The sequence below is a fragment of the Streptomyces sp. R818 genome, assembly GCF_056172735.1.
The window spans coordinates 508166-520697 of sequence record NZ_JAOCNE010000014.1; the positions used below are offsets into that span (position 1 = coordinate 508166).

Genomic DNA, 12532 nt, shown 5'->3' on the forward strand with positions numbered 1-12532 from the left:
GTTCTTACCGAGGGTTCGTTCTGTCGAAGTGGCGGTTCAGGAGCCGGAGTTCATCGCCGACGTGATCGCCTCGGACGCCTTCTTCGCCTCGTCGGCCGGATTCCCGCCCGCGAGGACCGCCGTCATGTAGTCCTTGATCGGGTTCTTCGCCTCGACGGCGGCCCAGCCGGGGGTGTTCGGCGTCGCGTGCCCCTCGGCCGCGCCGACCGCCATCGCGGAGGCGCCCGGATCGGTGGCGACCGCGCTCGCGAGCGTCGTCTTGTTCGGTACGTAGCTCATCGCGACGGCGAGCTTCTTCTGCCAGGCGTCGCCGGTCAGCTCCTTGACGAAGGTGTAGGCGGCGTCGTGGTGCTGCGACACCGTCGGGATGACGAGGTCGGAGCCGCCGGTGAAGACCGCGCCGGGCTTGTCCGCCGTCTTGCCCGGGATCGGGAAGAAGCCGAGCTTGCCCTTGAGCGCGGCATTGCTCTGGATGACGACGTTGGCGCCGCCCGGCGAGCTGATGACCTGCGCGACCTGCCCCTTCGCCATGACCTCGGCCTGCGGCGGCTGCGCCTCGTCGGAGTCCTTCGGGCCCTTGCCGAGCGCTTGCAGCCGCTTGTAGAAGGCCATGCCGCGCAGCGCCTCCGGTGTGTCGAGGGTGCCCTTCCACGTGTCCCCGGACTCGGTGGCGAGGTCGCCGCCCTCGTCCCAGACGAAGCCGGAGTACGTGTACCAGTTCTGGCCGGGCAGATAGATCCCTTGCTGCGCGCCCTTGTTCAGCTTCTTCGTCGCGGCGATCCACTGCTCACGGGTCTTGATCTTCGCGGCGTCGACGCCGGCCTTCTTGAACAGGTCGGTCCGGTAGATGACGACGCGGTTGGCGGCGTAGTACGGGATGCCGTACTGCTTGCCCTCGTACGCGCCCGGCTCGGCGAGGCCCTTCAACCAGTCCTCGCCGCCGAGTTCGCCGACCTTGTCGGAGAGGTCGAGCAGGCCGCCGCTCTGGGCGAACTGGGCGACCTGCGTGTTGCCGGTCTCGATCACGTCCGGGGCGTCGTTGCTGGCGAGGGCGGCCGTGACCTTCTCGCCGATGCCGTCCCACTCCTGGATCTGGATGCGCACGTCGATGTCCGGGTGGGCGGCCTCGAAGCCCTTCTCGAACTCCTTCTGGAAGTCGGCCGAGACGCTGTCGCGCATCAGCCACACGTCGATGCCGGTCCGCCCGCCGTCCCCGGCTTTCCCGTCGTCGGAGGACGAACTACAGGCGCTGAGCCCGGCGACCGCGACGAGCGCGGACAGACCGGCGAGCATTCGGAGCTTCACGGTTCACCTCTGGGAGCCGGACCTGACCAGTTGACCAACTGGTCAGGTGACCTCTGGTGGTGGAGAAAGCTGGCATAGACCACTGGGCGCGTCAACCCCCTGGGAAATGCGGACCAGTTGGGAAGTTGTTGTCGATCAAGGCTGCCCCGTGGTCAACTGGTCAGGTAACTGGTTGTACGGGACGAGGGGGCGGCAGTGAACGCCGACGGGACCATCGAGAACCCCGCCGCGCCGGGGGCGGTGCTCAAGAGGGAACGGGTGCGCGACCACATCCTGGAGCTCATCGAGTCGCAGCGCCCCGGTGACGCGATCCCCTCCGAGCGGACGCTCTGTGCCCGCTTCGGGGTCTCCCGGCCCACGCTGCGCGCCGCCGTCGACGAACTGGTCGCGTCCGGCCTTCTCGTCCGCGAACACGGCCGGGGGATGTTCGTCGCCCCGGAGAAGATCACGCAGGAGCTGGTCGCGCGGGAACAGGCACTGTCCGTGCCGCAGGCGGCCGGTGCCTGGTCGAGTCGGCTCCTGGAGTTCACCACCATCCAGGCGGGCGCCCGCGTCGGCCGCAAGCTGCGGCTCTCCCCGGCGGCGAAGATCGTGTACGTGGCCCGGCTGCGGCTCGTCGACGGGGCGCCGATGGCCATCGAGCACCTGCACATCCGCGCCGATCTGGTCCCGGGGCTGAGCGCCCAGGAACTGGAGAGCGGTGACCTCTACGCCCATCTGCGCGAACATCACGACGTTCACGTCCGCGAAGCCGTCCAGGCCATCGAGCCGACGGTCGTGACCCGGGCCGAGGCGGACCTCCTCGACGTGCCCGAGCTGTCCCCGGCGCTGCTCTTCGAGCGGCTGACCTCCGACACGTCGGGGCAGCCCGTCGAGTACGTCCACTCGCTCTACCGCGGCGACCGCTACCGCATCGTCTCCCGGCTCACGCTCGGCCCGGCCGCGACCAGCGCCGGGACGAGCGCCGCCGGGCCGTCCGCCGGGCACCACCCGGGCATCCCGCCCGGCGACTTCGCGCACGGCGACACGGTCGCCTCGTCGACGCGCGGCGATGTGCAGCAGGCGCCCTGAAGGTCGTTACGGTTCCGCCATGGCCGACTACCGCATCGAAACCGTCCGCAACGGCGAGCGCGACTGGACCGCGCGCAACGCACGCGGCGCCGAGGTCCGCATCGCCCCCGCCGACGCCGAGGGCGCGCAACCCTCCTTCACCCCCGTCGAACTCCTCCTCGCCGCGCTCGGCGGCTGCGGCGGCCTCGTCGTCGACCGCACCGCCCGCACCGCCGACCACGACGACCTGCGCATCGTCGTCGAGTCGGTCTCCCGCCCCGAGGACGACGGCCGCGTCGGCACGGTCCGCGTCTCCTACGAGATCGACCTCCCCGAAGGCGACACCCGCACCGCCGAACTCCTGGAGAAGGGCATCCGCCTCACCCACGACAAGTACTGCACGGTCAGCCGCACGGTGGAGCACGGGGCGCGGGTGGAGGCGTGGGGGCCGGACGGGACGGTGCTTTTCATGGGCGGGTGATAGGCGGGCTGTTCAGCCCGACCCCTCCCTCGTCGTGCGGAAGCGCGCCCGGTACTCCGTCGGGGGTACCCCCAGTGTCTGCTGGAATGCCCTGCGCATCGTTTCCGCCGAGCCGAAGCCCGCTGCTCTCGCCACCGACTCGACCGGGGCCGTGTCGCCTTCCAGCAGGGCCCGGGCCGCTTCCAGGCGTACTGATTCGACGTACTGGCCCGGCGTCATCCCCGTCTCCGCGCGGAACAGGCGGGTCAGGTGGCGGACGCTGACGCCGGCGGCGCGGGCCACGGCGTCGAGACCGGACGCGGCGGCCGGGTCCGCGCCGACCGCGTCCATCGCCGTACGGACCGCCGGATGCCGGGCGGAGACCGGGCCGAGGCGCGCGCTGAACTGGGACTGGCCGCCGGGGCGGGCCATGAAGACGACCAGTTCGCGCGCCACGTCCCGGGCGACGTCCGCGCCGTGGTCCTCCTCGACCAGGGCGAGCGCCAGGTCGATGCCCGCCGTCACCCCGGCCGACGTGATCACGGCGCCGTCCCGGACGAACACCGGGTCGTCCTCGACCGTGACCGCCGGATACGCCGCCGCCAGCTCCGGCGCGAGCCGCCAGTGCGTGGCCGCGCGGCGGCCGTCGAGGACCCCGGCCTCGGCCAGCAGGAACGCGCCCGCGCAGACCGACGCCGTCCGCCGGGCCCGGTCGGCGACGCGGGACGTGAACGCGATCAGGTCCGTGTCGTGCACGGCCCGCCGCCAGTCGGAGCGGCCCGGCACCACCACCGTGCCGACCCGGCGCGGCAGCCCGTCGAGGCCGCCGTCCACGCCGACCCGCACCCCCGACGAGGTCCGCACCTCCGCGCCGTCCGGCGACACGATCCGTACGTCGTAGGCGGCGCCGTACAGATTGGCGGTGGTGAAGACCTCGGCGGGGCCGGTCACGTCGAGCAGCTGCACCGCGTCGAAGGCGACGATCGCCACCACTTGGGAGGCGGTCGCGCTCACTGCTCCCACTGCGAGTCCAGGATCGTCCGGACGAAGTCGCCGCGCTCGAACCCCGGCACGTAGTGCGCGAGGACGTCCGCCTTCACGTTCCCGAACGTCGTCCCGGGCTTCGGCGCCACCCCGTCGGTGAACGCCTGGAGAATGCGCCGCTTGAAGTCGGGGCGCGGGTGCAGCGCCACGATCTCCGCCCGGTCGGACGCCGACAGGTCGTCGTAGCCGATGCCGAGCACGTCGTACTCGACGCCCGCCGTCACCAGCGCCACCTCGGGCTCCATGAACTCGGGCACGCCCGGCGTCGTGTGCAGCGCGATCGCCGTCCAGACCCGGCGCACGCTGTCCTCGGGGACACCCCGCGCGGCGAGGAAGCGGCGTGCCTCGTCGGCGCTGTCCACCTCGAAGCGCCGCCCGCTGGCGTGGAACCGCTCGGACAGCCCCAGATCGTGGAAGAGGGCGCCGACGTAGAGGAGTTCGGGGTCGAAGGACAGGTCGCGGTTGCGGCCCCGCAGCGCCCCGAAGAGGAAGACGCGCCGCGAGTGGTGGTAGATCAGCTCGCTGGTCGTGTCGCGCACCAGCTCGTCCGCCTCGCGCGCCAGCCTCGTGTCCGGCACCCGTACGCCCGCGACCGTCTCCGTGTTCCCGCTCACCGTGCTCACCGTGTTCACCTGGCCCTTTCGCCATGTCGCCCGACAGCCGAGAAGTGCCGCCGGATGATCCGGCGGCACTCCTCAGCTTCCGCCTCCGCCGAGACGGACGCCATGTCCGTGGGGCCAGGTGTCCCACAGATACGGACATCGGGGCAGGGCGCCCGCTACGGCAGGCTGTGCACCTTCGGCCCGACCGCGTTCGACCAGGCGTTGCCGGCCGTCGCGTCCCAGTTCGTCGACCAGGTCATCGCGCCCCGCAGCCCCGGGTAGGTCTTCGCGGGCTTGAAGGAGCCGCAGCCGGTGCCGCGCGTCAGGCAGTCGAGCGCGTTGTTGACGATGGTCGGGGAGACGTAGCCGCTGCCCGCGCCGCGCGTCGACGCCGGGACGCCGAGGCCGACCTGCGACGGGTCGAGACCGCCCTCCAGCTGGATGCAGGCGAGCGCGGTGAGGAAGTCCACCGAGCCCTGGCTGTAGACCTTGCCGTCGCAGCCGAGCATCGAACCGCTGTTGTAGTACTGCATGTTGACGACCGTGAGGATGTCCTTCACGTTCAGCGCGGTCTTGAAGTACTCGCCCGACGTGGACTGCATGTCGATCGTCTGCGGCGCCATCGTGAGCACCAGCTTCGAGCCCGCCTTCGCGGAGAGCTGGCGCAGCGCCTTCGTCATGTAGGTCGAGTTGAGGCCGTTCTCCAGGTCGATGTCGACGCCGTCGAAGCCGTACTCCTGCATCAGCGCGTACGCGCTGTTCGCGAAGGCGGTCGCGGAGGCGTCGCTGTTGACGGAGATGCTGCCCTTCTCACCGCCGACCGAGATGATCACGGACTTGCCGGCCGCGTGCTTGGCCGAGATGTCCGCCTTGAAGTCGGCGGCGGAGGCGTATCCGACGGCCGGGTCGAGGTTGAAGGTGATCTGCCCCGGCGTGGTCGTGGCGTCGGCGAAGGAGACCGCGATGATGTCGTACTGCGACTGCACGTCCCGCAGCTTCTGGACGGTCGCCCCGTTGTCGAAGTTCTGCCAGTAGCCGGTCAGCGCGTGCTTGGGCACGGAGCCGCCGCCCGGGTTGCCGCCGGTCGCGGCCGTCTTCGCGGTCACGGCGGCCGACTTGGCCGACTCGCCGGCCGAGTTCACGGCGCTGACCTGGAAGCTGTACGAGGTACTGGCCGCGAGCCCGGTGACGGTGGCGGAGGAGCCGGTGACCGAGGCGACCTTCGTGCCGTCGCGGTAGACGTTGTAGCCGCTCGCCGTGGACGCCGGGGTCCAGGACAGGTCGACGGACGTGGAGGTGGTCGCGCCGACGGTGAGCCCCGCGGGCACCCCGGGTATCTCGACCGGGTCGCTGCCGCCGCCCCCGTCGGGCCCGTAGACGCTCAGGTCGTCGACGTAGTAGGCGCTCTGCCCGTACCAGCCGTGCGTGTAGACCGTCACCGACGTCGTGTTCGCGCCGGTCTTGAAGCTGGTGGTGAGCTGCTGCCAGGAGGAGCTGCCCGGCGTCCAGGTGGAGACGTCCGTCGTGCCGGTGCCGCTCGCGCCGAGGTAGGCGTAGCCGCCCTGCACCCAGCTGCTGAGCGTGTACGTCGAGTTGGGCTTGACCGCGACGGTCTGCGAACACTTGGCGTTGTCCTGGCCCGCCGGGGTGGCCCTCAGCGCCTTGGCGCCGCCGTGCACGGGCGAGGAGACGGCCGCGCCGCTGCCTCCGGTGCAGGTCCAGTTGGCCAGGTCCGCCTCGAAGCCGGCGTTCTTGGCGACGTTGACGTCCGCGGCCTGCGCGGGAGCGGCGAGGGCGGTGATGCCGAGCGCCGCGGCCGAGGTGACGGCGAGCGCGCCGCCGAGCAGGCGACGAACGCCGGGTCTGCCATGACGTGCACGGTCCACGGGGTGCCTCCGGGGGAAGAGGTGGGGAAGGGGAAGTGAACGGTGGCCACCGCTGTGCGCCAAAGCTGGTCCAGACCAATCGAGTTGTCAAGACCTTTGGCACGCCTTGCCCCTCGCCCCGTGCCCCGGACGCGCGAACGGCGCCGGACGAGGCGTCCGGCGCCGTTCGCGTGCAGGTGAGGGGCGGCCGTCAGAGCAGCCCGCGTACGTAGGCGGCCTGGCCCGCGTGCTGGAGGTCGTCCGAAAGCACGCTGACGAGCCGCGCGCCGAGCGAGACCGGCGGGTCCCAGTTCTCGTCGACGATGCGGCCGAGATCGTCGTCCTTCAGGCCGCCGAGGAAGCCGAGCGTCCGCTCGTGCACCGCGTCGTAGTAGCCGAGCAGCAGCTCGCCGGAGTCCACCCGCACCTGGCCGACCTGTTCCGGCGTGTGGCCGTAACCGGTGTCGGCCACGGGCAGCGGCAGGGCGAAGCGGTCGGCCCACCCCTCGGGCCCCCAGACCTGCTCGCCGCCCGACGCGTCGGCGACGTGGTCGTCCTGCACGCGCGTGAGGTGCCAGATCAGCCAGGCGATGGAATTCGCGCCGTCACCGGGCCTTTTGTGGAGATCGTCGGGGGAAAGCCCCTCGACGACGGCGTGCACGACTTCCCTGATCCGGCCATAACCTTCGATGAGTACGTCATGTGAGCGCATGGAGTGCAGTTTCGTCCACCCCGCCTGTTTCGGCCAACGGCGCGCCGGAATGCGGGGCGAGACTGGCGTGAAAAGCGTGGTGACAGTGCGTTCGAAGTGCCGATACTTCACAGGAGAGACGGTTGAATTTTGTTCGAAAGCTGATCAATTTCCGCCCGGCGTCCTTTCGCGGCTCCGGGCAATGGGGGAGATCGTGCACGACGAATTCCTGTGCCACGTCACCGCATACGGAATCTGCGGCGGACGACGCGTCGGAGTTCCCCTCGGCACTTATCGCGCGCCCACGCTGCCGCTCGCTCTGTGGTGGCTGCGCGACCGCGCCACCTGGATCGCCGAACGCCTCGATCCGCACCCCGGCCTGTCGCACGTGCCCGAGGGCGCCCTGATGCCGCTCACCGACGACACCACGGACGTGCCCGCCCTGCTGCGCGCCTGGTGCGCGGACACCGTCCAGCAGCAACGCGTCGCCGAGGAGCTGGCGGGCGGCCGGCTCGTGCGCGTGGCCACCCGCGACGAGACCACCGAGTACGAGCTGCTCGCCGAGTCCGTGGACGCGCTGCGCATGGCCCGTACGACCGCGCACAGCCACGCCCACGCCTCGGTGTGAGGGACCGCCCGCGAGAGGCGCTCAGAACCCGTCGACCGTGTGCGGCAGCAGCTCGGTCCGCAGCGCGGCGTCGAGCATCGCCGCCGCGTCCTGCTTGTACTCGCCGACCAGACCCGCCCGCACCAGGGCCTGGACGGACGTGGCGCCCATGTAGACCGTCGCGAGGTCCCGCGCCTCGACGACGAGATCCGGGTCGTCCCCGGTCGGCGCGTACGAGAAACCGTCCGGCGACGCGATGAGCCGGAACCTGCCCGCGTTCGCCGCCACCCGCTCGTCGCGGACCGCGAGGACGAGGTCGACGGGTGCGGCCCAGGTCCGGGCCTCGAGGGCGGCCCGTACGTCGACCAGGCGCACCCACAGCGCGGGGAACATCTCCGTGACCCGCACCTGGTCCGGATCGGCCGCGAACAGCGGCAGCGGGTCGTCGACGGGCCGGCCCCAGGACCGTACGGTGCCGGTCAGATCGATGGCGGTCAGATAGCTCCACAGCGTGGCGGCCGCCTCCGGGGTGTCGGCCTCCAGGTCGTCCACCCGGACCAGACCCGGTGTACGGGCCTCCTCGTCCCCGGACTTGGTGCGGTAGACCGCGTACCCGGCGACCGGGTCGCCGAGCGCGACGACGCGCGGCGGCGACAGCTCGTCGTCGTCCTCGTCCTTCTCGACGAGCCACTCCTCGCGCCACCACGCCTCCGTACGGGCCGGACGGCCCGCCCGCCGCGTGCGCGTCCGCTCGTAGTACGGGCCGAGCAGCGCGGGTGCCTCCGCCGGGTCGACCAGGCGCAGCGGGCGGGGGTCGGGCGCGATCCGCAGCGCCAGGGGGCGCCGCGAGTCGATCCGGACGCTCGCGCCGTACGTGCCCGGGCCGAAGCCGAACCGGCCGTAGATGGACGCCTCCGACGCCCACAGGGCGACGAGCGGGGCGCCCTCGCGCGCGCAGCGGGCGAACAGCTCGTCCACCATCCCGGAGAGCACACCGCGGCGCCGGTGGGTGGGCGCGACCGACACGAACGTCAGGCCGGGGCAGGAGAGTTCGCCGCCGCCGGGCACGGAGACGGAGAAGCGGTGCGCGGCCGCGAAGCCGACCAGCTCCGAACCGTCGTAGGCGCCGATGCGCAGGAGACCGGCCAGGGACTCGCGGTGGTGCTTGCGCCGCTCGTCCGGCGGTGACTCGTGGAAGACCAGATAGGCGAGCGCGAGGGCGCGTTCGATGTCGGACTCGGGCAGCTCACGGATCTGGACGGATCGGGCACTCATGATCACAAACCCTAACCGGACCCTGACCGCGGGGCGCGGCGCGCGCTTCCGGGATGTCGCCGTGGACGGCGCCGGGCGGGGCGCCGTCCACGGGACGATCCTCGGCGGCGCCGACACCGTCGAGGACGTACAGGAGATGACGCGTTCGGACGGAACCAGCGGCGAACCAGAGGCAACCGGGCGGATCGGCGCCGTCCCCGTCCGCGGAGCGGTCATCTTCGGCATACTCGCGGTCGAACCGAAACTCGCATCGTTTGTGCGTCGTATCGTGGGCCGATGGACGTGGAGCGGGACGAGCAGGGCACGAACGGCGCGGTGCCGACAGTACCGGGGGTCACCACCGGTGCCCTCGCCCGGCGCCTGGGGGTCGCGCCGACGACCCTGCGCACCTGGGACCGGCGCTACGGGCTCGGGCCCGCCCAGCGCGCCGACGGCCACCACCGGCGCTGGTCGGTGGAGGACGTGGCGGTCGTCGAGGAGATGTGCCGCCTCACCGCGACGGGCCTGCCGCCCGCCGAGGCCGCGCGGCAGGCCGCCGCCCGGCGCGGCACCGGCGTCCTCCCGGTTGCGCTCCCGGCCCAGCGCCGCACGCCGGAGCGCCCCTCGCAGGCCACGCTCGAACGCCAGCACCGCGGCCTGTCCCGCGCGGCCACCCGGCTCGACGCGCCCGGCGTGCGGTCCCTGCTCACCGAGGCCGTGGAGCGGCACGGCATGGTCCACGCCTGGCAGGACGTGATGGTGCCGGTCCTGCACGCGATCGGCCGCAAGTGGGAGGAGGCGGGCGACCGTTACGTGGAGGTCGAGCACTTCCTGTCCTGGCACGTCTCGGGCATGCTGCACCGCGGCCCCGTCGCGCCCGTCACCCTGGCCGTGCCGCCCGTCGTCCTCGCCTGCGTCCCCGCCGAGCAGCACTCGCTGCCGCTCGAGGCGCTCAGCGCGGCCCTCGACGAGGTCGGCCTTCCGCAGCGGATGTTCGGGGCGGCCGTGCCCGTCGAGGCGGTCACCGCCGCCGTGCGCCGCACGGGCCCGCGCGCCGTCGTGCTCTGGGCGCAGGCCCGCTCCACCGCCAACCTGCCGCTGGCCCGCCAGCTCGCCGAGAGCCGGTGGGGCGTGCGCGGCGCCCGCGGCGGGCCCGCCGTCGTGCTCGGCGGGCCCGGCTGGGCGGGGCGCACGGTGCGCGGCGCGCTGCGCCCCTCGACGCTGCCCGAGGCGCTGGCCGCCATCGAGCGGCTCTACCCGGAGCTGGGCGCGCCCCGGTTCGGCGCGCCCGGGCCCGGCGCGGCTCAGCTCAGCTCAGGCTCCGGGCGCGTTTGAACCGGGCGAGACCGTCGGGGAGTTCGAGCAGCGGCTCCGGATAGTCGTACGCGGCCCGCTCCTTCGCCGGCAGCTTCCACGGCTCGTGCACGGCGGAGCCGGAGAGCCCGGCGAGCTCCGGCACCCACCGGCGCACGTACGCCCCGGACGGGTCGTACCGCTTGCCCTGCGTCACCGGGTTGAGCACCCGGTTGGGCCTGCTGTCCGTGCCCGTGCCCGCCATCCACTGCCAGTTCATCTGGTTGTTGGCGATGTCCCCGTCCACGAGCAGGTGGAGGAAGTGGCGGGCGCCGATCCGCCAGTCGACGTACAGCGTCTTGGCGAGGAAACTCGCGGTGAGCAGGCGGGCGCGGTTGTGCATCCACCCCTCGTGGCGCAGCTGCCGCATCCCCGCGTCGACCACCGGATAGCCCGTGCGCCCCTCCTGCCACGCCCGGATCTCCTTGCGCGCGGAACGCTCCGAGCGCCAGCGGTCGTGGTGGGTGCGGTAGTCGTCGTGCGCGGCCGCGGGCCGGGCGGCGAGGACCTGGCGGTGGAAGTCCCGCCAGGCGAGCTGCCGTACGAACGCCTCGGCGCCCGGACCGCTCGCCTTCCTGGCCCGCTGCACCGCCTCCGTCGGGCTGATCGTGCCGAAGTGCAGGTCGGGGGAGAGCCGTGAGGTGGCGTCGCCCGCCATGTCGTCGTGCTGGTCCTCGTACTGGCCGATGCCCGAGCGCAGCCAGGCGGCCAGGCGCGCCCGGCCCGCCCGTTCGCCGCCCTCGGCGAGCGCCGGTGACACGCCCTCGACGGCGCCGCGTTCGGGCAGCTGCTCCGAGCCGATGTCGTCCGGCACGGTGACCTTGCGCGGCGCCCGGCCGACCTCACGGGTGTGCTGCTCGGCCCACTTGCGGTGGTAGGGCGTGAAGACGGCGAAGTGGTCCTTGCCCGCCGGGGTGAGCGCGCCCGGCGTCACGCACGTCACCACCGCGTCGTGGACGACCAGTTCGCATCCGGTGCCGTCGAGCGCCGCGCGGAGCCGGTCCTCGCGGCGGTGGGCGTAGCCGCTGACGTCGCCCGCCAGGTGCACGGCGCTCGCGCCGCATTCTGTGACGACCTTCGCGACCTCCTCCGCCACGGCGCCGGAGCGCAGCACGAGCCGCCCGCCGCGCTTGCACAGGGCCGCGTCGAGGTCGCGCAGGCAGTCGGCGAGGAACGCCTCGCGGTTCGGCGCCACGTACCCGGTCGCGGCGATCCCGGTGTCCCGGACGAACAGCGGCACCACCGCGTCGGCGGCGCTCAGTGCGGCAAGGAGCGGTGGATGGTCGTGGACCCGCAGGTCGGCGGTGAAGAGGACGACATGGACACGCACGGAGCGGCTCCCGGCTGAGCGGTGACATTGCGACGTCCTAGAGGTACTGCATGTGCGCCGCAAAAGCGGGCAAGCGGAGTGCAGGGAGGACGGACGGTCACCGAGTGAGAACCGTCCGTACGGTGGAGACGGGCGTGGAGGTGTCGGCGCTATGCGGACAACGGTGTTGCGGCGATTTCCCGCGGGGGCGCCCCGCGGTTCCTGGCCGGCGGAGGAGTACGCCGCGCAGCTGCGTGCTCAGGGACGGTCCGCGACGGTGGTGATGGACCTGGATTCGGACGCGTTCCTGGTGGTCACCGGCGACAACGAGGTCCCCGGCTGACCCGGCCGCCGGCCGCGCCAGGGCAGCGCGAGGCGCCGGCGAGCCCTGACTGTGCCCCGTCCTGAAGGGCGGGGCGCAGTGCTGTCAGTCACATCGGAAGCCGTAGGACTGCACTGCCCCACTCGGGGTATCAGCATGGCTGCGGGGGCCTGACCACCTCAGGCCCGGTCGAGAGAGACGCGGATGACCGAGTATTTGGACGGGGCAGTGATCCCTATTGGCTTCGACACGCCTGTCGAACCGCTGCGGCGGATGAGCCACTACTCCGGGGAGGCGGGCTGCATAGCGCAAGCCCGGAGTTTTGCCGAGACGTTTCTGGCGCAGCTGACCCAGGAGTGGTGTGTCGACGTCGACCGCAGGATCGCGGGCGACGTCCTCCTCGTCGTCAGCGAACTGGTCACCAACGCGGACCGGCACGCCCACGGTCCGTACGTGCTGGAGCTGGAGGGGACCGCGCGGCAGATCACCGTCGCGGTGTACGACAGCAGCGGCACCGTCCCGCGGCGCTACCCACGGGACCCGGGGCGCATCGGCGGCCACGGTCTGGAGATCGTGAGCATGCTCGCCGACGTCACCGTCGAGCGGGTGCCGGTCGGCAAGCGAGTGAAGGCCGTACTGACGCTCCCGGAGTAGCGTGGTCGGCTTGTCC

13 protein-coding genes are annotated in these 12532 nt (G+C 72.2%); 6 read left to right on the top strand and 7 right to left on the bottom strand.

Going from position 1 to position 12532, the window contains the following annotated elements; all coding sequences use genetic code 11:
- Window positions 1-36 precede the first annotated feature (36 nt).
- Window positions 37-1305, bottom strand: a complete 1269-nt coding sequence (locus N5I75_RS33975) for an extracellular solute-binding protein (protein ID WP_476683990.1) — start codon at window positions 1303-1305, stop codon at window positions 37-39.
- Window positions 1306-1500: 195 nt separating this feature from the next.
- Between N5I75_RS33975 and N5I75_RS33980 the strand changes: the two genes are divergently transcribed.
- Window positions 1501-2376, top strand: a complete 876-nt coding sequence (locus N5I75_RS33980) for a GntR family transcriptional regulator (protein WP_476683991.1) — start codon at window positions 1501-1503, stop codon at window positions 2374-2376.
- Between the two features lie 19 nt (window positions 2377-2395).
- Window positions 2396-2836 carry an OsmC family protein gene (locus tag N5I75_RS33985; protein WP_476683992.1) on the top strand — a complete coding sequence of 147 codons (441 nt, stop codon included), beginning with the start codon at window positions 2396-2398 and terminating at the stop codon, window positions 2834-2836.
- A gap of 12 nt (window positions 2837-2848) precedes the next feature.
- Here the strand turns inward: N5I75_RS33985 and N5I75_RS33990 are convergent, their stop codons facing one another.
- The 4 genes from N5I75_RS33990 to N5I75_RS34005 all read right to left on the bottom strand — a co-directional run bounded on the left by N5I75_RS33990 (window position 2849) and on the right by N5I75_RS34005 (window position 7038).
- Window positions 2849-3829: a GlxA family transcriptional regulator gene (locus N5I75_RS33990; protein ID WP_476683993.1), complete on the bottom strand. Its 981-nt coding sequence runs from the start codon at window positions 3827-3829 to the stop codon at window positions 2849-2851.
- The gene (locus N5I75_RS33995; protein ID WP_476683994.1) at window positions 3826-4473 is read right to left on the bottom strand and encodes an HD domain-containing protein; all 648 of its coding nucleotides are present in this window, start codon (window positions 4471-4473) and stop codon (window positions 3826-3828) included. Before N5I75_RS33995 ends, N5I75_RS33990 begins: the two co-directional genes overlap by 4 nt.
- A 164-nt stretch (window positions 4474-4637) precedes the next feature.
- Window positions 4638-6347 carry a chitinase gene (locus N5I75_RS34000; protein WP_476683995.1) on the bottom strand — a complete coding sequence of 570 codons (1710 nt, stop codon included), beginning with the start codon at window positions 6345-6347 and terminating at the stop codon, window positions 4638-4640.
- Between the two features lie 190 nt (window positions 6348-6537).
- On the bottom strand, window positions 6538-7038 hold the full coding sequence (locus N5I75_RS34005) for a mycothiol transferase (RefSeq protein WP_476683996.1): 501 nt from the start codon (window positions 7036-7038) through the stop codon (window positions 6538-6540).
- Window positions 7039-7231: 193 nt separating this feature from the next.
- Between N5I75_RS34005 and N5I75_RS34010 the strand changes: the two genes are divergently transcribed.
- Complete coding sequence (locus N5I75_RS34010; RefSeq protein ID WP_476683997.1) at window positions 7232-7645, top strand: hypothetical protein; 414 nt, start codon at window positions 7232-7234, stop codon at window positions 7643-7645.
- A 21-nt stretch (window positions 7646-7666) separates the two neighbouring features.
- On the opposite strand, the gene N5I75_RS34015 is transcribed toward N5I75_RS34010, so the two are convergent.
- Window positions 7667-8899 carry a GNAT family N-acetyltransferase gene (locus N5I75_RS34015; RefSeq protein ID WP_476683998.1) on the bottom strand — a complete coding sequence of 411 codons (1233 nt, stop codon included), beginning with the start codon at window positions 8897-8899 and terminating at the stop codon, window positions 7667-7669.
- A gap of 276 nt (window positions 8900-9175) precedes the next feature.
- Between N5I75_RS34015 and N5I75_RS34020 the strand changes: the two genes are divergently transcribed.
- A complete protein-coding gene (locus N5I75_RS34020) occupies window positions 9176-10213 on the top strand; it encodes a MerR family transcriptional regulator (RefSeq protein ID WP_476683999.1) in 1038 nt (345 codons plus the stop codon).
- Here the strand turns inward: N5I75_RS34020 and N5I75_RS34025 are convergent.
- Entirely contained in the window at window positions 10188-11561 is a 1374-nt protein-coding gene (locus N5I75_RS34025; RefSeq protein WP_476684000.1) for a cryptochrome/photolyase family protein, read from the bottom strand. The genes N5I75_RS34020 and N5I75_RS34025 overlap by 26 nt on opposite strands.
- Before the next feature lie 151 nt (window positions 11562-11712).
- Between N5I75_RS34025 and N5I75_RS34030 the strand changes: the two genes are divergently transcribed.
- Together N5I75_RS34030 and N5I75_RS34035 are read left to right on the top strand one after the other, a co-directional pair.
- The gene (locus tag N5I75_RS34030) at window positions 11713-11883 is read left to right on the top strand and encodes a hypothetical protein (protein WP_476684001.1); all 171 of its coding nucleotides are present in this window, start codon (window positions 11713-11715) and stop codon (window positions 11881-11883) included.
- A 183-nt stretch (window positions 11884-12066) separates the two neighbouring features.
- A complete protein-coding gene (locus tag N5I75_RS34035) occupies window positions 12067-12516 on the top strand; it encodes an ATP-binding protein (protein WP_476684002.1) in 450 nt (149 codons plus the stop codon).
- Window positions 12517-12532 lie beyond the last annotated feature (16 nt).

What these genes read in the sequence shown, in the direction of transcription:
- N5I75_RS33985 (WP_476683992.1), top strand. Translation starts at nt 2,396, where the DNA reads ATGGCCGACTACCGCATCGAAACCGTCCGCAACGGCGAGCGCGACTGG.
- N5I75_RS34005 (WP_476683996.1), bottom strand. Translation starts at nt 7,038, where the DNA reads ATGCGCTCACATGACGTACTCATCGAAGGTTATGGCCGGATCAGGGAA.
- N5I75_RS34015 (WP_476683998.1), bottom strand. Translation starts at nt 8,899, where the DNA reads ATGAGTGCCCGATCCGTCCAGATCCGTGAGCTGCCCGAGTCCGACATC.
- N5I75_RS34020 (WP_476683999.1), top strand. Translation starts at nt 9,176, where the DNA reads ATGGACGTGGAGCGGGACGAGCAGGGCACGAACGGCGCGGTGCCGACA.
- N5I75_RS34030 (WP_476684001.1), top strand. Translation starts at nt 11,713, where the DNA reads ATGCGGACAACGGTGTTGCGGCGATTTCCCGCGGGGGCGCCCCGCGGT.
- N5I75_RS34035 (WP_476684002.1), top strand. Translation starts at nt 12,067, where the DNA reads ATGACCGAGTATTTGGACGGGGCAGTGATCCCTATTGGCTTCGACACG.